We start from the raw sequence: 17483 nt of genomic DNA, 5'->3' as shown, positions 1-17483 counted from the left end.
CGTGCCGGGTCCGCCGGTGCCGGTCAGCCGGAGACCTTGACCTCCGCGACCTGGCCGACGTAGTGGCCGACGTTATCCTTCGGCAGGGCGGTGAGCCAGATCAAGAGGTAGCGCGTGGTGACCGGGGCGTCGAGGGCGTACTCGACGTTGGTCCCGGTCTGCTTGCCGACCACGGTGAAGCCCTCCGGCCGGGCCTGCGACGGGTTGGCGGCGGCGGCCGCGGTGGGCACCCGGAGTTCCGCGGTGTGCTCGCCGACGAACTGGACGGCCACCGAGGAGACCGTCTGCGACGAGCCGAGGTCGATGATCAGGCCGGTGCCCGACTTGAGGGCGGGCGGCTTGGTGCCGAACTGGTCGTTGTACCACTGGGTGTTCCAGGTGGTGCTCGGGTCGTTGTCGACGGCCTTCGCGGCGTTCCCGTCGGACCCCTCGCCCAGCGGGTTGTACGACTGGGCGCCCTTGATCGTGATCGGCGCCGGGTTGTGGGTGCTGGCCTGCGGGCTGGGTGCGCTGCTGCTGCTGCTGCTGACCGACGGGAGCGGTGACGCGGTGGCCGACCCGGTGTGGCGCAGGCTGTCGACGAACTGCCAGGAGGCGACGCCGATGGCGCCCAGGGCGACCGTCCAGGCGGTGGCCTTGACCACCCGGCGCAGCCGCCGCCGGGCGCGCCGGGAGGAGGTCGGGCGGGACGAGGCCGGCAGCGGGGCGACGCTGGTGTCGGCCACCCGGGTCGGGTTGGGCGCGGTGGGCAGCGCGTGGGTGTTGTGCCGGGGCGGGGTCGGGAAGGCGGGCAGCTCCGGCTCGGGCTGGCGGATCCGGGGCATCCGGGCGATCGCCCGGACCAGCTCCTCCGGCGTGGTGATCGGCTGGGCGTGGTGCGGCGGCTGGTCGAACAGGGCCCGTGCGGCGAGTTCGGACAGGCCCTTGTGGACGCCGGCGCGGACCTGGTCCGGCGCGGCGTTCTGGAGGTCCTTGGGCAGGCCCTGGAGGTCGTAGCGGTCCTCCGGGTACGGCCAGCGGTGGGTGAGCGCGGCGAACAGCAGTGCGCCGATCGCGCGGGTGTCGGCCCGCTGGGCGTCCTCGGCGTCCTCGGCGGGCAGCCCGCGCAGGGCGGCGTCCACCGCGATGCCGTTGATCCGGTACTGGCCGCTGTCGGTGCGCAGCACGCAGCGCGGGGTGAGCCGCAGGTGGGCCTGGCCGCGCCGGTGGGCGGCCGCGACGGCGTCGGCGACCTGGCGGACCATCTGGTACGCCTCGTGCGGCTCCATCGGGCCGTTCGCCAGCAGCCTGGCCAGGTCGGAGGAGTGTGGCAGCCACTCCCGCACGACGTAGACCAGCTCGCCCTCGTGGACGGCGTCCAGCACCTGGACGAAGCGCGGGTCGCCGAGCAGGGCGGCGGACTTGGCCGCGGCCAGCACCTTGCGGGCCCGCTGGTGGCCGGAGGCCATCAGGTGGACGCCGACCGCCCGGCGCAGCTTCTCGTCGACGGCGCGCCAGCTGCTGAAGGTCTCGGTCTGGGAGATGCACTCCTCCAGCCGGTACCGGTGGCCGATCATGTCGCCGCTGCGGCGCTGCGGGGCGGGGAGGGTGCGCGGGAGGGTGGCGGTGTCGCGCGGGTCGACCGTGGGCTGCGGGTCGGTGGGGCGGCGCGCGGGGCGGGCGGGTTCGGGGGCGGGTTTCTTCCGGGGGGAGCCGGCGGCCAGCTCGGCGCGGAGCTCCTGGACCGAGAGCGGGGCGGTGATCTCCGAGGTCTCCTCGCCGACGGTGGACCCCGGGCCCGCGGCCGGGGCGTCGTCGTCCTCCTCGTCCGCCTCGGTGCGCCCGGGGGCGGTGGCGTCCTCGCGGGCGTCCGCGGAGGTGCTCTCGGCGGCGTCCTCCGAGCCCGCGAGCTCGTCGATCGCCGCGGCCAGCGCGGCCTCGTCCGTCGCCGCGTCAGCTGCTGACGTGTCGACGACCGCCTTGGTGCCATCAGCCACCGTGGTCCTGCCTCCCCTTGTGTCGCCCCGGCCTGAGAGAGTCGCTGGAGCCGTAGGGTCGGCGGCCCTGTGCTCCAGGACAATTGTGCCCACTCTTCTCCACCGGGTACGACCGCTGAGGCGTCCGCTCGGTTGCATACGGGTGGAGAGATGTGGTGCAGATCCGACACCGGGTCGCCATCCGACGGTCGGGCGGACCCGAACCGACCGGTGCCCCGGCACTCGGCCGGACGAGCGGAGGAGGGCTGCGCTCCGGTTGACGCCCGGTCAGGGCGCCCGCTCGTCCGGCCGGTGGCCGGACGGTCAGCGGCCCAGTCGGCCGCGGACCATGCCCAGCATGGAGTTGAGCTCCTCGATCCGCAGGCGCTTCGCGACCAGCACGAAGACCGCCAGCTGGAGGCCGCCGGCCACGACCAGGGCGAGGACGTTCCCCGCCCAGCCGCCGAGCACCTGCTGGACGCCCAGGCTGGCGCCGAGGCCGACCAGGGCGGCCGGGACGCAGGCGGCGGCCAGCCGGCTGTACGTCCGGCCGATCCGCTTGGTGTCCAGCCCGCCGATCCGCTTCTTCAGCTTCGGCATCGCGACCGTCACCCCGATGGCGTAGGCCAGGCCGTAGCCGAAGGCGATGCCGGTCACCGTCCACTCGGCGGGCAGCACCAGCCAGCACAGCAGCGCGAAGCCGGCCTGGCAGGCCGCGACCCAGACGGTGTTGGAGAACGGCGTGCGGGTGTCCTCGTAGGCGTAGAAGCCGCGGAGCATCACGTACTGGGCGGAGTACGGGATCAGGCCCAGCGCGAACGCGGAGAGCATCAGGCCGATGTTGGTGGCGTCGTTCAGGACGGTTTCGTTGCCGCCGACCGCGTAGATCGCCCGGCCGACCACCGGGCCGAGCGACAGGAACAGGAAGGCCGCCGGGACGACCGCCACCGCGGTGGTGCGCAGCCCGTGGGAGATGTCGTCGCGCACCGCGCCGGCGTCCTCGTCGGCCGCCGCCCGGGAGAGCCGGGGGAGCACCGCGCTCATGATCGAGACGGTGATCACGGCCTGCGGCAGCTGCCAGATCAGCAGCGCGTTGGAGAACGCGGCCAGGCCGACGCCGCCGTGACCGGAGGCCGACGCGGCGTCGCCCGCCTTGGTGGACAGCTGGGTGATCACCAGGTAGCCGGCCTGGTTGGCGAGCACGAAGAAGAACGTCCACTTGGCCAGCCGGGCGGCCTTGCCCAGGCCGTGCCCGCGCCAGTCGAAGCGGGGCCGGAAGCGGAACTCGGCGGCCCGCAGGTACGGGATCATCGCCAGCGACTGGACGACCAGCCCGATCAGGGTGCCGAGGCCGAGCAGCCGCACGCCCTCGGGGGAGATGCCCTCCGGGGCGACGTGGGTGGTGCCGAACCCGCCGTAGACCCAGATGTAGGCGGAGAAGGTGAAGATCACCACGATGTTGTTCAGGACCGGGGTCCACATCATCGCGCCGAAGCGGCCGCGGGCGTTGAGGATCTGGCCCATCACCACGTGGATGCCCATGAAGAAGATGGTCGGCAGGCAGTAGCGCGCCATCGCCACCGTGGTCTCGGCGCGCTCCGGGTTGGCCATCATCGGGTGGGCGATCAGCTGCACCAGCACGGGTGCGCCGAGCACGGCCAGGAAGACCACGCCGCCGAGCCCGACCATCACCAGGGTGAGCAGCCGGTTGGCGTACGCGGTGCCGCCGTCCTCGTCGTTCTTCATGCTGCGCACCAGCTGCGGCACGAAGACGGCGTTCAGCGCGCCGCCGCCGATCAGGATGTACAGCAGGGTCGGCAGGGTGTTCGCCGCGTTGTACGAGTCGCCCATCACGCCGACGCCGATGGCCGCGGTGATCACCATGGTCCGGACGAAGCCGGTGCCGCGGGAGACCAGCGTGCCGGCCGCCATGATCGCGCTGGAGTTCAGCAGGCTGGAGACCTTGCCGCCGCCGGCCGCCTTGGCCGGCCCGGGCGCCTGCCCGGCGGTCCGCTCCTCGGCGGCGACGTCCGCGAGCGGCTCGACCGCCGGGGGCACCGCGACGGCGGCCACCTGCATGGTGGCCTCCTCCTCGGAGAGCGGCGGGTCGAACTCGATCGGCGGCACGAAGTGGTGCTGCCCGCCCGGAGCGCCGCCGTGCTGCGGCTGCCCCGGGTAGCCGCCCGCCGCCGGGTACGGGGCGGGCGGCGGGACCGGCGGCTGGGCCGCGGCCTGCGCCGGAGCGCCGCCGAACAGCGCGTCCACCCCGACGTACTCGGTGGTCTCGGTGTCCCAGGCGGAGTGCGCCGGGCCCGGCTCCCACTGCGGACGGGGCTGCTCGACGCCGCCCCAGGGGCCGCCGGCGGCCTGCGCGGGGGCCTGGCCCTGCGGCCAGGCGGCCGGCGCCGGGGTGTCCCAGCCGGGCTGCACCGGCGGCACCGGCGCGGCGAACTGCTCCGGGAACTGCTCCGTGGCCTGGTACGGGGCCGGCGGCACCGGCGTGGGGTAGCCGCCGCCCTGCGGCGGCAGCTGCGGCGGCACGTCGTACGCGGCGGCCGGCGGCTGGGGCGCGGCGGGCCGAGCGGCCCGCAGACCGTACGGGTCCTGGCCGTCCTGCGGGTGCCCGTACGCGTCCGCCGCGTACGGGTCCTGGGCGTAGGTGTCGGCCACGTACCAGTCGCCGGACGGCGACTCGGCACCCGGCCGGCTCTCACCGCGGCCCGGCGGCCGCTCCTCGCTGCGCCCGGTCATGTCACCTCTTCGCTGTCGTGGGGGGAGACCGGCCCGGCGGTGCTGGGGGTCGGCGGTGTCAAGGACCAACCTTCTCATCACTGGCGGCCCGATCCCGGCCATCCGGGCTGCTGCCGCGCGGTGTCTGCGCAGGACCGTCACCAGCGGTGTCGTCCGTCCTGCCGGTCCCGTCCGGTGCCGGGGCCCCGGCGGGATCCGCGGCGGACTCCTGTGCGGCGCCCCCCTCGGCACCGTCCGCCGTGGGCCGCGGAGCGCTCCCCGCCGCTCCGCCGTCGCCCGCCGCCGGGCCGTCGCCGACCGGCTGGTCGCCGTCCTCGTGCGGCTGCCCGCCGCGGCGCTTGCGCTGGCGCACGAAGCGCAGCGCGGCCAGCAGCAGCAGGAGTCCGGCGCCCGCGAAGACGTACAGCACGCCGTTGGTCACCGAGGTGACCTCCACCCGGAACTTCTGCGGCTCGCCGTACGGCCTGGAGTCGGGGCCGGTGGTCCACAGCTGGGCGGTCATCGCGACCGGCCCGTTGTTGTGCGCCTCGGCGTTGAAGCGGAGCGTCACGCTCTGCGAGGCCGGGAGGACCAGCTCCTCCTCCTTGCTCACCCGCAGCCTGTTCGGCTGGGCCGAGGTGAGGACCAGCTTCAGGTTGGTGACCGTCTGGGTCAGGTCGTTGCGCACGCTGACCTGGAGCAGACCGGTGTTGCCGGCCAGCGTGACCCTGTTCTTCTTCGGCACCTGGACGGCGTTGGTCAGTTCCTTCAGGTACCCCGTGACACCGGCGCGGTAGGCGCTCCCGGCCGGCGGCCGGCTGCGCCACTCGGTGGACAGCGAGCGGACCATCGCGGCGCTGAACGGGCCGCGCACCCGCTGCGGCAGGGTGAGCACCCGCATCAGGGTGTCCAGGTCGTGCTGGATGTCGTCGGTGCGGCTCAGGTCGGCCGCCGGCAGCTCCGAGGCGCGGGACTGGGTCGGGTAGTCGGTGGGCGCCGGGACGGCGGTGTTGGCCTTCGGGTCGGCCGCGGACTGCACCACCGTGTCCAGCTTGACCGAGGAGATCCACTTGCCGTCCGCCGTCTGCAGGGCGCTCGCCAGCGCCTTGGCGTTGGCGGCGCTCAGCTCGCGCGGCGGCAGCACCAGCAGCCCGCGCTGGTTCTGCGGCTGCTCGTGGGTGATCGCGAAGGTCTCGGCGAGGAAGCGCTGGGTGGCCCGGGTCTGCGCCTGGGGACTGCTCAGGTCCTGGTAGAAGAGCGCGGAGACGGTCTCGTCGGCCACCACGGCGCTCTGCCCGTTGCCGATCGGGCGGACCGCGGTCGGGGTGTAGTTGAGCGAGTCCGACTCCGGCATGCTCCCGCCGTTGACCAGCACCAGCCCGCTGCCCGACTGCTGGGCGAGGGCCGCGATCTGCTGGTCCACGTGGCCCTGGTACGGCCAGGCGACGTCGGAGCGGGTGTCCACGGCGAGCCGGCCCTCGACGGTCAGCCGGCCGGCGGTGGCCGCCTTGCCCAGGGCGGTGGTCATCCCGGCCAGGTCGGAGCCGTTGTGTGCGATCGAGGCGAGGTCCGGGTCGGCGTACGGCAGCGCGACCACCTGGCTGCCCGGCTTGGCGACGGCGGCCCGCAGCTTGTCCAACCAGGCGACGGCGGCGGGCGAGCCGCCCTGGACCTGGACGGTGTTGTCGTCCTTGGCGGATTTGCCCGACCCCTCGGTGCCCGGCTTCTGCACCCGGTAGGTCTTGGTCATCGCCAGCGCGGCGTCCAGCAGGTCCGGGTCGACCACCCAGGTCAGGCCGTTCAGCCTGGCGCCGGTGTCGACCAGCTCGTACAGCCGGCCGCCCGGGGCGAACTCGGTGGCCAGGCTGTCGTCGCGCAGCACCGGGACCGGCTGGTCGCTGTCGCTGCCGGCGACGGTCTGGGCGGCCAGCACCGGCGGGTGCACCAGCGGCCAGACCGTGGCGACCTTCGTCGGCTGCGCCTCGGCGCCCGGGTTGTACGGGAGGAAGGTCCGGGCGATGCCCAGGGCGCGGTCGCGCGGGTTGTCGGCCGTCCCGCCCCAGGCGTCCACCGCGAGCTCGTACGCGCCGCCGGCGGAGAGCCCGAGGTCGCTGACCGCGACGCTCAGGGTGTACGGCTGGCTCTGCCCCGGGTTCAGCTCGGGCAGGGCGTACTGCGGGCTGTCCAGCTCCACGCCGTCCTTGGTGTCCGGCGTGCCGCGCTCGGCCACGATGGCCAGGTCGTTGCGCCGGTCCAGCGGCTTGTACGGCTTGCGGACGGCCGCGTGGGCGCCCTTGACCGCCGACTTGCCCGCGTTGGTGACCTGCCCGGTGATGGTCACGATGCCGTTCGGGGTGGCCACCTGCGGGCTCAGCGTGTCGATGGTCATCACCACCGGGTACTCGGCCGTGCCGGAGGAGTCGGCGGCCGGGCGGACGTTGCCGCCGGCGGGCAGCGCACCGGCCGGGGCGGCGGTGAGGAGGGTCAGGGCCGCCGCGCAGGCGGCGGCCAGGCGCAGGCCCGCACGGCGCGCCCGATGGCGCCCCCCGGCGGGGCGCTCGGCCCGTTCAGGCTGTCGGTGCGCCCCCAGGCCCGAGTGCCGTGCCGGCTCGCTCACTCGCTTCGCCCTCGCCGTTCTCGATCGTTCGCTGCTGATGCTGTCCGTCCGGCGCGGTCCGCCCGACGCTCTTCGCTTGACCCTCGTGGAACTGTTCGTCCGGCACCGCCGCCGCCGGAGTTCCGCGGGTGGCGGCGGCACGCGGCACCGCATCCCCTGTCCGGTGCCGAGACCCGTCCACCGGCATGGTAACGATGCGGCCCGCGGTGCAGTGTTGCGGGCTGTGGGGTGAGACGCCCAGAACGCGCGGGCGGTTGACCTGTCGGGGCACGTACCCTTGTGAGCCGTGTCCACTGCCAATGAGCCCACCGCGCGCACCGACCGTTCCAGCACCGCCGTCCAGGTCGTCCCAGGCCTGAGCGAGGCCCAGACGCTCGGCCTCCAAGAGCTGCTGCGGGTGTCGCCGGTCGCCGACGAGATCGCCCGTCGGTTCCAGGCGGCCGGCCACCGGCTCGCGCTGGTCGGCGGCTCCGTCCGGGACGCGCTGCTCGGCCGGCTCGGCAACGACCTGGACTTCACCACCGACGCCCGCCCGCAGCAGGTGCTCAAGCTGGTCAAGGGCTGGGCAGACGCGGTCTGGGACGTCGGCATCGCCTTCGGCACCGTCGGTGCCCGCAAGGACACCCCCGAGGGCTCCTTCCTGATCGAGATCACCACCTACCGCTCCGAGGCGTACGACCGCACCTCGCGCAAGCCCGAGGTCAGCTACGGCGACACCATCGAGGAGGACCTGGTCCGCCGGGACTTCACGGTCAACGCGATGGCCGTCGACCTGCCCGGCCGCGGCTTCGTCGACCCGCACCACGGCCTGGACGACCTGGAGGCCCGGGTGCTGCGCACCCCCGCCACCCCCGAGGAGTCCTTCTCCGACGACCCGCTGCGGATGATGCGGGCCGCCCGCTTCGCCGCCCAGCTGGACTTCGACCCGGCGCCCGAGGTGGTCGCCGCGATGACCGCGATGGCCGAGCGGATCACCATCGTGTCCGCCGAGCGGATCCAGGCCGAGCTGAACAAGCTGCTGCTGGCCAAGCACCCGGTGAAGGGCCTGCGACTGCTGGTCGACACCGGCCTGGGCGGGTACGTGCTGCCCGAGCTGCCCGCGCTGCGGCTGGAGCGGGACGAGCACCACCGGCACAAGGACGTCTACGAGCACTCGCTGACCGTCCTGGAGCAGGCCATCGACCTGGAGCAGGACGGCCCGGACCTCACCCTGCGGCTGGCCGCGCTGCTGCACGACATCGGCAAGCCGCGCACCCGCCGCTTCGAGCCGGACGGCCGGGTCTCCTTCCACCACCACGAGGTGGTCGGCGCCAAGATGACCCGCAAGCGGATGCGCGAGCTCAAGTACTCCAAGGAGCTCACCGAGGACGTCTCGCGCCTGGTCGAGCTGCACCTGCGCTTCCACGGCTACGGCGGCGGCGAGTGGACCGACTCCGCGGTGCGCCGCTACATCACCGACGCCGGGCCGCTGCTGGAGCGGCTGCACAAGCTGACCCGCTCGGACTGCACCACCCGCAACAAGAAGAAGGCGGCCGCGCTCTCCCGCACCTACGACGGCCTGGAGGCCCGGATCGGCGAGCTGAAGGCGCAGGAGGAGCTGGACGCCGTCCGCCCGGCGCTGGACGGCAACCAGATCATGGAGCTGCTCGGCCTCAGGCCCGGCCCGCTGGTCGGCAAGGCGTACAAGCACATGCTCGAACTCCGGCTGGAGCACGGGCCGATGGAGCACGACGAGGCGGTGGCGGCGCTGCGGGCCTGGTGGGCCGGGCAGCAGGGCTGAGCCCGCCTCCGGAGCCGCGGAGAGGACTCCGGACACGACGGAGGGGTGGCCCCGGCCGAGCGCCGGCGCCACCCCTCGTCCGTCCCGGGCTACTTGATCTGCTTGAGGCAGAGCACGTAGTCCAGTGCCGGGAAGTTGGGGTGCTTGCTGGTGTACCAGCTGTCCGACTTCGGCTGCTTCTCGCAGGACTTCTCGTCGGAGGTGGCGAGGTACTTGAAGACGATCTTGTACTGCGCCTTGGCGTCGGTGCAGGGCACCACGGTGATCTTCGGGTTGGTGTCCGTGGTCTCACTGGTGCCGTTCGCGTTGCGCAGGCAGTCGCCGGGGCCGGCCGAGTCCACCTTGGTGTCCGAGTCGGTCGGGATGGTGACCGGCGGGAGCGTGAGCGTCGGCGCCGGCGTGATGGTCGGCGAGGGGATGACCGGCGGCGTGTAGGTCGGCATCGGCAGCGGCGTGGGCGAGAAGGTCAGCACGGTGGGGGAAGGCTTCGGGTCGGCGACCGGGTCGTCCTTCTTCGGGCCGAGCACCCCGGTGGCGGCCAGGGTCAGGGCGACCGCCAGCGAGACCGGCACCAGCAGCATCGCGATGTGCGGCCGGCTGGTCAGCGGGACGCCCGGGTCGAGCTGCGGGCCGTGGCTGCCCGGGACGGGCGGCACCAGCCGCTTGAACCTGGTGTGCGGGCCGAGGTTCAGCAGCAGGGTGATGGGCGTCAGCAGCCAGGACACCGGGCTCCACCAGCCCTGGACCAGCGTCCGGGCCGACATGTCGCGCACCGTCGCCGTGCCGCAGGTGCGGCAGAACGGGCCGGTCATCCGCAGCATCCGGTACATGACGATCATGCCCTGGTGGCCGCGGACGGTGGCGTCCACCGCCGGGTACCCGCCGCAGAACCGGCAGGTGGTGCCGTCCGGCGGGGGCGGCGGGTACCCGTAGCCGTAGCCGCCGGGTGCGGGCTGGGCGCCGTACGGCTGCGCGGGCGGCGGGGCGCTCGGGTAGCCGTACCCGGGGGGCGGCGGGGGCGGAGCGCCGTAGGAACCGCCGGAGGCGTACGGGTTGCCGTCGCCCGGGGGAGGGCCGTACGGCATCTGGGGCGGAGGCGGAGCGGACAAGGAGGTCCCCCGGGAAGGAGAGGCGGAAGAGGTCAGGACTTCTTCACCGGCGGGACGCCGGTGGTGGTGGGCGCCAGCGGGCCGAGGCAGAGCACGTACCGCTTCTTGTTCCAGCGGCGGCCGCTCTTGCCCGAGACCACGCTCGTGGTCTGCGGCGTCTGCTTGCAGCGGGTCGTGTCCGTGGTGCCCTCGAACTTCGCGAGCACCCGGTAATTCGCCTTGCTGTCAGTGCACTTGACGATGTCGATGTCGCGTGAGCCGCTCGCCCGCACACAGTCGCCGGGCTTGGCGCTGCTGACGCTCGGCCCGGCCACGAAGTAGCCGACCGCCAGTGCCACGCAGCCGCCGACCACCCCGACGATCCGCAGCTTGGACCGCAGGCCGCGCTTCTTGGCGGCCGGCGCGGGCGGCATCGCCGGGGCCGGCTGCGGCTGGCCGTACGGCCCGGGCGGCGGCTGCTGCCCGTACGGCCCGGGGGCCGGCTGGCCGTAGCCCTGCTGTCCGTACGGCTGCTGCCCGTAGGGCTGCGGGCCAGGCGGCTGCTGTCCGTAGCCGGGCGGCGGGCCGTAGCCGGGCGGGGCCTGCGGCGCGGGCTGCCCGTAGGCCGGCGGCGGGCCGTACGGCGCGGCCGGCGGCGGGACGGGCGCCCCGTACGGCGGTGCCGCGGGCGCGCCCATCGGGGCGGATCCGTACGGATTGGGTGGTGTGCTCATCAGTTCGTCCCCCGAAGCAGAGTTCTGTCGTTCCGACAGGTTCGAGTACCTTAGCGAGTCGCTCGGACGCCCTGAGCCCCGAGCCCCCGGGGTCTCCCGGGCGGCCTGGTCACCGGGGGAGCGGGCTCCGGCGGGCGGCGCCCAGGTAGAGGACCGCCGTCAGGGCGTACACCCCGGCGACCCCGAGCACCACCGCGACCGAGCGGCCGGACAGCGGCAGCACCAGTGCCGTGACCAGGGCGGCGGCCACGAAGGCGACGTTGAACAGCACGTCGTAGATGGCGAACACCCGGCCGCGGTACTCGTCCTCGACCGACTCCTGCACCACCGTGTCGGCGCAGATCTTGGTGCCCTGGGTGACCACCCCGAGCAGCAGGGCGGCGATCAGGCAGGGCACCAGGGCGAAGCTCAGGCCCAGCGCCGGGACGAACACCACCGGGGCGACCAGGCAGGCCGTCATCCACCCGGCCAGGCCGAGCCGGCGGGTGCACCAGGGACTGACCACCGCGGCGACGAAGAACCCGGCGGCGGACAGCCCGACCGCCTGGCCGAGGGTGACCAGCCCGGCCGCGCTGTCGGCCGGGTCGTTGAAGGTGTACCGGGCGAGCATCACCACGACCACGATCAGCACGCCGTAGCAGAACCGGGCCGCGGTGACGGCGGCCAGCGCGTGCACGGCCGGCCGGCAGTCCCGGACCAGGTGGCGCACCGCGGCGCCGAGTTCCAGGGCGGCCCGGACCAGCGCCTGGCCGATCCCGGGGCGGTCCTCGTGCTGCTCCGGGCCGAGCAGGTCGCGGTCCATCCGCCGGGCGGCCAGCGCGGCCGACAGGTAGAGCAGCGCGGCCACCGTGACCAGGGCGGCGTCGGCCCTCGGTCCGGGGGCCATCAGCTGGTGCAGCAGGAAGCCGATGCCCCCGCCCGAGGCGGCGGCGACCGTCCCGAGGGTGGGGGAGAGGGCGTTGGCGGTGACCAGCCGGTCCTGCTCGACCACCCGGGGCAGGGCGGCGGACAGGCCGGCCAGGATGAACCGGTTGAGCGCGGTGACCAGCAGGGCCGAGGCGAAGAACAGCCAGGTCGGCGCCTCCACCAGCAGCAGCACCCCGGTGCCCAGGCCCAGCCCGAACCGGGCCAGGTTGCCGAAGTAGAGCACCTGGCGGCGGCGCCAGCGGTCCAGCAGCACACCGGCGAACGGGCCGATCACCGAGAACGGCAGCAGCATCACGGCCAGCACCGACGCGATGTCGGCGGGGGAGGACTGCTTCTCGGGGGAGAAGACCACGTACGCGGCCAGCGAGACCTGGAAGACGCCGTCCGAGAGCTGGGAGAGCACCCGGGCGGTCAGCAGCCGCCGGAAGTCGCGGCCCTTCATCAGGTCGAGGACCGTGGCGCGGTGCGCGGACTGGTGGGTGCTGCCGTTCTCGGTGATCGCCACCCGCCCAGGGTGCCACGGAACCGGCCGCCGTTTCACGTGAAACATTGGCTGCGGGAACGTGAAGGGCCCACGATCCGCAGACCGTGGGCCCTTCCTACGCACTACGAGCGGTCAGCCGCTCAGCGCTCGACCTCGCCGCGGATGAACTTCTCGACGTTCTCGCGGGCCTCGTCGTCGAAGTACTGCACCGGCGGGGACTTCATGAAGTACGAGGAGGCCGACAGGATCGGGCCGCCGATGCCGCGGTCCTTGGCGATCTTCGCGGCACGGACGGCGTCGATGATGACACCGGCGGAGTTCGGGGAGTCCCAGACCTCCAGCTTGTACTCCAGGTTCAGCGGGACGTCGCCGAAGGCCCTGCCCTCGAGGCGGACGTAGGCCCACTTGCGGTCGTCCAGCCAGGCCACGTAGTCCGAGGGGCCGATGTGGACGTTCTTGGAGCCCAGCTCGCGGTCGCGGATCTGCGAGGTGACGGCCTGGGTCTTGGAGATCTTCTTGGACTCCAGGCGCTCGCGCTCGAGCATGTTCTTGAAGTCCATGTTGCCGCCGACGTTCAGCTGCATGGTGCGCTCGAGGATGACACCGCGGTCCTCGAACAGCTTGGCCATCACGCGGTGCGTGATGGTCGCGCCGACCTGGGACTTGATGTCGTCACCGACGATCGGCACGCCGGCCTCGGTGAACTTGTCCGCCCACTCCTTGGTGCCCGCGATGAACACCGGCAGGGCGTTCACGAAGGCGACCTTGGCGTCGATGGCGCACTGGGCGTAGAACTTGGCCGCGTCCTCGGAACCGACGGGCAGGTAGCAGACCAGGACGTCGACCTGCTGGTCCTTGAGGACCTGGACGACGTCGACCGGGGCGTCGTCCGACTCCTCGATGGTCTCCAGGTAGTACTTGCCCAGGCCGTCGAGGGTGTGGCCGCGCTGGACGGTCACACCGGTCGGCGGCACGTCGCAGATCTTGATGGTGTTGTTCTCGCTGTTGCCGATGGCGTCGGCCAGGTCGAAGCCGACCTTCTTGGCGTCGACGTCGAAGGCGGCGACGAACTCCACGTCACGGACGTGGTAGTCACCGAACTGGACGTGCATCAGGCCGGGGACCTTGCCGGCCGGGTCGGCGTCCTTGTAGTACTCGACACCCTGCACCAGCGACGCGGCGCAGTTGCCCACGCCCACGATGGCTACGCGAACCGAACCCATTCCGGTTGCTCCCTGTGATCTCATGAGGCCCGCCGGGGTCGGCGGAACTCGTCCTGCTTCTTCGATGACTGCATGTGCGGGCGCGAGGCGCCCAGTCCTTCCGCGCGGCACAGGGCTGGCGCGGTGTCAGCGCTCCTGGTCGGAGCGCCCCGGGCGGTCGTACGGTTGCCCGGACGGGTCGGGGGACCCGGTCTCCTGGCCACGGCCGTCCGAAGTCTTGCGGGGGCCGGCGGCGGTGCTGCCGCCGGCGTCGGGGCCGGTCCGCCCGGTGCGGTTGGACCGCTCGGTCTCGATCAGCTCGTTGAGCCAGCGGACCTCGCGCTCCACCGACTCCAGTCCGTGCCGCTGGAGTTCGACGGTGTAGTCGTCGAACCGCTCGCGGGCGCGGGCCAGCGAGTTGCGCATCCGCTCCAGCCGTTCCTCCAGCCGGCTGCGGCGACCCTCCAGGACGCGCATCCGCACGGCCCGGTCGGTCTGGCCGAAGAAGGCGAAGTGCACGCCGAAGTGCTCGTCCTCCCAGGCGTCCGGGCCGGAGTCGGCGAGCAGCTCCTCGAAGCGCTGCTTCCCCTCGGCGGAGAGCCGGTAGACGATCTTGGACCGCTTGCCGTTGAGCGCGGTGGCCGGGACGTACTCGACGTCCGGGTTGTCCTCGACCAGGAAGCCCTGGGCGACCAGGCTCTTCAGGCAGGGGTAGAGCGTCCCGTAGGAGAGCGCCCGGAACGTCCCGAGCAGGATGTTCAGCCGCTTGCGCAGCTCGTATCCGTGCATCGGGGCGTCGTGGAGCAGTCCGAGGACGGCGAACTCCAGCACTCCTGAGCGTCTGCCCACTGCCGTCGTCCTCCTCCCGCTCGGTGTCCGACCGGCCGCTGCATCCGGCGGTATTCCGCTTCGATGTATCGGCTCGATATATCGAGAACAGTAAACCCGGCCCCCGGAACCGGCAAGGGGGGCACGCGTGAATGTGATCACAAGCCGACGCGCGGGTGGGGTTGGCAACGGGCGTGTAATGATCTGTCGGCGTTTTGTGGGCATTGGCAACTGATGTCCGATTAGTTGGGTTTCCGTGCTGCGTACGCTGTCGCGTGTGCACGAGGACCACCTCCGGGATCAGGGCGGTTTGCGGGCATCGGACGTGAACCCTGCCTTCAGGCTGGAAACGCCTGGCGAGGAGTGGCTGGAAGATGAGCGAGCGACGGCGAAGGACGCCCAACCCGGGCGGTGAGGGGCAGCAGCCCCCGGGAGGCGGCGGCCGTCGGGGCGACGGGCCGGGGCCCGACGAGCTGCGCTCGGAAGGCGTCGGCCGACGCCGCCCGCCGGGGGTCAGGGAGACCGCACAACAGCCCCGGATGACCCGTGCGGAGATGCGCAAGGCCGCCCAGAAGAAGGGCAAGGGGGGCGGTCGGCGCGGTGCCGCCGCGGCCTCCGGCTCCGCCGCCGCGGCCGCCGGCCCCGGCAAGAAGCGCTTCATCGACTACCCGCGGTTCGGCAAGACCGGCGTGCGGCGCTGGCTGCCGTCCTGGCGGCAGTGGCTGAGCGGCTTCCTGCTGGTCTTCGGCTCCCTGGTGGGCGTGGTGTTCTACCTGTACCAGACCACCGAGGTCCCCGAGCTGAACCAGCTGGTGAACAACCAGAACACGATCTACTACTGGGCCGACAACACGGAGATGACCCGCAAGGGCCAGACCAACCGGCAGATCGTCGAGCTCAAGGACATCAGTCCCAACCTCCAGAACGCCGTCATCGCCGCGGAGAACAAGAGCTTCCGCACCGACAAGGGCATCGACCCCAAGGGCATGCTCCGCGCCGTCTACAACATGGCGAAGGGCGGTGAGACCCAGGGCGCCTCGACGATCACCCAGCAGTACGTGAAGAACGCCTACCTGAGCCAGGAGCAGACCCTCAGCCGCAAGGTGAAGGAGTTCTTCATCACGCTGAAGATCAACCAGGACAAGGACAAGAACGAGATCCTGACGGGCTACCTGAACACCAGCTGGTTCGGCCGCGGTGCGAACGGTGCCCAGGCGGCCGCCCAGGCGTACTACGGGGTGGACGCCAAGGACCTGAACGTCTGCCAGAGCGCCATGCTGGCCGGCCTGCTCAAGGGCGCGACGTACTACGACCCCACCAACCCGAACAACAGGGAACGGGCCCTGGGCCGGTGGAACTGGATCCTGGACCAGATGGTGGACACCAAGGCCATCACCCCGGACGAGCGCGCCAAGTGCACCGCCTTCCCGGACCCGGTCCCGCAGAAGCCCAGCTCCAACATGAACGGTGAGATCAGCTACCTGGTCGACACCGCCAACAAGTACGTGATGGCCACCGACAAGACGATCACCCAGCAGATGATCGACCGGGGCGGCCTGAAGATCTTCACCACCTTCGAGAAGGACAAGGTCGACGCCCTGAAGAAGGCCGTCGACGACGTCAAGGCGGAGAACCTCAACCCGCAGAAGCGGCCGGACAACGACACCAACATCCAGTTCGGCTCCGCCAGCATCCGCCCCGGCGACGGCGCCATCGTCGCCCTCTACGGCGGCGACGGCGTGGAGAACGGCCACTTCGACAACAACGCCGACGCCACCGGCGTCCAGGTCGGCTCGACCTTCAAGCCCTTCGTGCTGGCGACCGCGATGCAGGTCGGCGTGCAGACCGCGAAGGACGACAAGGGCAAGCCGAAGCGCATCAACGCCGACAGCCGCTACCTGGCCGACGACATGTCCGAGATCCGCAAGCCGGACGGCTCGCTGGTGATCGGCGACGACGGCAAGCCGTACCGGCAGAAGAACGAGGACTCCGGCAAGCGCGGCTACGTCTCGCTGCGGCAGTCCATGCAGTACTCGTACAACGTGCCCTTCGTCCAGCTCAACCAGGACGTCGGCGGCCAGAACGTGGCCGACATCGCGGTGCAGATGGGCATCAAGAAGGAGAGCCTCGCCGACCCGAAGACGGCGACCTTCCCGCTCGGCACCTCCACCATCAGCCCGATCCGGATGGCCACCGCCTACGGCACCCTGGCGGCCAGCGGCAAGGAGGCCGAGCCGTACTCGGTCACCAAGGTCGAGGTGAGCGGCGTGGAGCGCCCGGGCTTCGGCAAGAAGGAGGCCAAGGTCGCGCTGGAGCCGGCCGTCGCCGACAACGTCACCGACGTGCTGGTGAACGTGGCGGTGAACGGTACCGGCAAGAAGACGAAGGACCTGGGCCGCCCGGTGGCCGGCAAGACCGGTACCACCGACCAGAACAAGTCGGCCTGGTGGGTCGGCTACACCCCGCAGCTGGTGACCAGCGTCGCGATGTGGCGCGAGGACCCCACCAAGCACGAGCGGCAGTCGCTCAACGGCACCGGCGGCAAGGAGTCCATCCACGGTGGTGACATCCCGACCGACGTCTTCACCCGGTACATGAAGGCCGCGCTGGCCAACGAGAAGAAGATGGACTTCCCGACCCCGCAGCCGGTCGGCACCGAGGTGGACTCCTCCGGCGCGCCGTCCACGGCCAGCCCGACCGCGGTCCCGACGGCGACCGACACCCCGACGGCCCCGGCGCAGACCCAGTCGCAGGCGCCGCAGCCGCCGGTGCAGCCGCAGCCCACCCAGACCTGCGTGCCCGGCGTGGACTGCCCCGGCGACCAGCCGACCAGCACGCCGACCAAGAACCCGCGCCCGACCAACAGCTGCCTGCCGGTGTTCGGCTGCCCGACACAGCCGCCGGGGCCGACGGACAGCGCGTCGCCCGGCGGTGGCGGCAAGCCGGGCGGCGGTGGCGGCAAGCCGTCGCCGACCAGCACCGGTGGTCTGCAGGGCGGGTCGACCACGCCGTAGTCCGCGAGCCCGCGAGCCCGCGGCACGGCGGAACCCGGAACGGCGGTGGCGGTCCTCTTCGGAGGGCCGCCACCGCCGTTTTCGTGCCAGGAGGGCCGCCACCGCCGTTCCGGTCCGGGGAACG

10 protein-coding genes are annotated in these 17483 nt (G+C 72.4%); 2 read left to right on the top strand and 8 right to left on the bottom strand.

Annotation, left to right across the window (positions count from 1 at the left end; all coding sequences use genetic code 11):
• Positions 1–23: 23 nt before the first annotated feature.
• From ACIQI7_RS07650 to ACIQI7_RS07640, 3 genes are all read right to left on the bottom strand, one after another.
• Positions 24–1976: a protein kinase family protein gene (locus tag ACIQI7_RS07650; RefSeq protein ID WP_401106086.1), complete on the bottom strand. Its 1953-nt coding sequence runs from the start codon at positions 1974–1976 to the stop codon at positions 24–26.
• A gap of 303 nt (positions 1977–2279) precedes the next feature.
• Positions 2280–4706 carry a murein biosynthesis integral membrane protein MurJ gene (gene murJ / locus ACIQI7_RS07645; RefSeq protein WP_401106084.1) on the bottom strand — a complete coding sequence of 809 codons (2427 nt, stop codon included), beginning with the start codon at positions 4704–4706 and terminating at the stop codon, positions 2280–2282.
• Positions 4707–4764: 58 nt separating this feature from the next.
• A complete protein-coding gene (locus tag ACIQI7_RS07640; RefSeq protein WP_401106082.1) occupies positions 4765–7302 on the bottom strand; it encodes a DUF6049 family protein in 2538 nt (845 codons plus the stop codon).
• A 355-nt stretch (positions 7303–7657) separates the two neighbouring features.
• On the opposite strand from ACIQI7_RS07640, the gene ACIQI7_RS07635 reads away from it, so the two are divergent.
• Positions 7658–9082, top strand: a complete 1425-nt coding sequence (locus ACIQI7_RS07635; protein ID WP_401106889.1) for a CCA tRNA nucleotidyltransferase — start codon at positions 7658–7660, stop codon at positions 9080–9082.
• 89 nt (positions 9083–9171) lie between these two features.
• Here the strand turns inward: ACIQI7_RS07635 and ACIQI7_RS07630 are convergent, their stop codons facing one another.
• The 5 genes from ACIQI7_RS07630 to ACIQI7_RS07610 all read right to left on the bottom strand — a co-directional run bounded on the left by ACIQI7_RS07630 (position 9172) and on the right by ACIQI7_RS07610 (position 14366).
• Positions 9172–10191 carry a hypothetical protein gene (locus ACIQI7_RS07630; protein WP_401106080.1) on the bottom strand — a complete coding sequence of 340 codons (1020 nt, stop codon included), beginning with the start codon at positions 10189–10191 and terminating at the stop codon, positions 9172–9174.
• A 32-nt stretch (positions 10192–10223) separates the two neighbouring features.
• Entirely contained in the window at positions 10224–10904 is a 681-nt protein-coding gene (locus ACIQI7_RS07625; RefSeq protein ID WP_401106078.1) for a hypothetical protein, read from the bottom strand.
• Positions 10905–11013: 109 nt separating this feature from the next.
• Complete coding sequence (locus ACIQI7_RS07620) at positions 11014–12273, bottom strand: MFS transporter (protein ID WP_401106886.1); 1260 nt, start codon at positions 12271–12273, stop codon at positions 11014–11016.
• Between the two features lie 182 nt (positions 12274–12455).
• Positions 12456–13538, bottom strand: coding sequence for an inositol-3-phosphate synthase (locus ACIQI7_RS07615; RefSeq protein ID WP_387751973.1), 1083 nt, complete (start codon positions 13536–13538; stop codon positions 12456–12458).
• A 126-nt stretch (positions 13539–13664) separates the two neighbouring features.
• Positions 13665–14366 (bottom strand): PadR family transcriptional regulator, encoded by a 702-nt coding sequence (locus tag ACIQI7_RS07610; protein WP_401106077.1) that lies wholly within the window; start codon positions 14364–14366, stop codon positions 13665–13667.
• Between the two features lie 518 nt (positions 14367–14884).
• On the opposite strand from ACIQI7_RS07610, the gene ACIQI7_RS07605 reads away from it, so the two are divergent.
• The gene (locus tag ACIQI7_RS07605) at positions 14885–17359 is read left to right on the top strand and encodes a transglycosylase domain-containing protein (RefSeq protein WP_401106075.1); all 2475 of its coding nucleotides are present in this window, start codon (positions 14885–14887) and stop codon (positions 17357–17359) included.
• Positions 17360–17483 lie beyond the last annotated feature (124 nt).

The organism is Kitasatospora sp. NPDC092039 (assembly GCF_044756065.1).
GTDB lineage: Bacteria > Actinomycetota > Actinomycetes > Streptomycetales > Streptomycetaceae > Kitasatospora.
This window is presented reverse-complemented; position numbering and strand designations above follow the sequence as displayed.

Bases quoted from the DNA above. Each gene is read 5' to 3' on its own strand.
- ACIQI7_RS07615 (WP_387751973.1), bottom strand. From the start codon at position 13,538: ATGGGTTCGGTTCGCGTAGCCATCGTGGGCGTGGGCAACTGCGCCGCG.
- ACIQI7_RS07620 (WP_401106886.1), bottom strand. From the start codon at position 12,273: ATGAAGGGCCGCGACTTCCGGCGGCTGCTGACCGCCCGGGTGCTCTCC.
- ACIQI7_RS07605 (WP_401106075.1), top strand. From the start codon at position 14,885: ATGACCCGTGCGGAGATGCGCAAGGCCGCCCAGAAGAAGGGCAAGGGG.
- ACIQI7_RS07625 (WP_401106078.1), bottom strand. From the start codon at position 10,904: ATGAGCACACCACCCAATCCGTACGGATCCGCCCCGATGGGCGCGCCC.
- murJ (WP_401106084.1), bottom strand. From the start codon at position 4,706: ATGACCGGGCGCAGCGAGGAGCGGCCGCCGGGCCGCGGTGAGAGCCGG.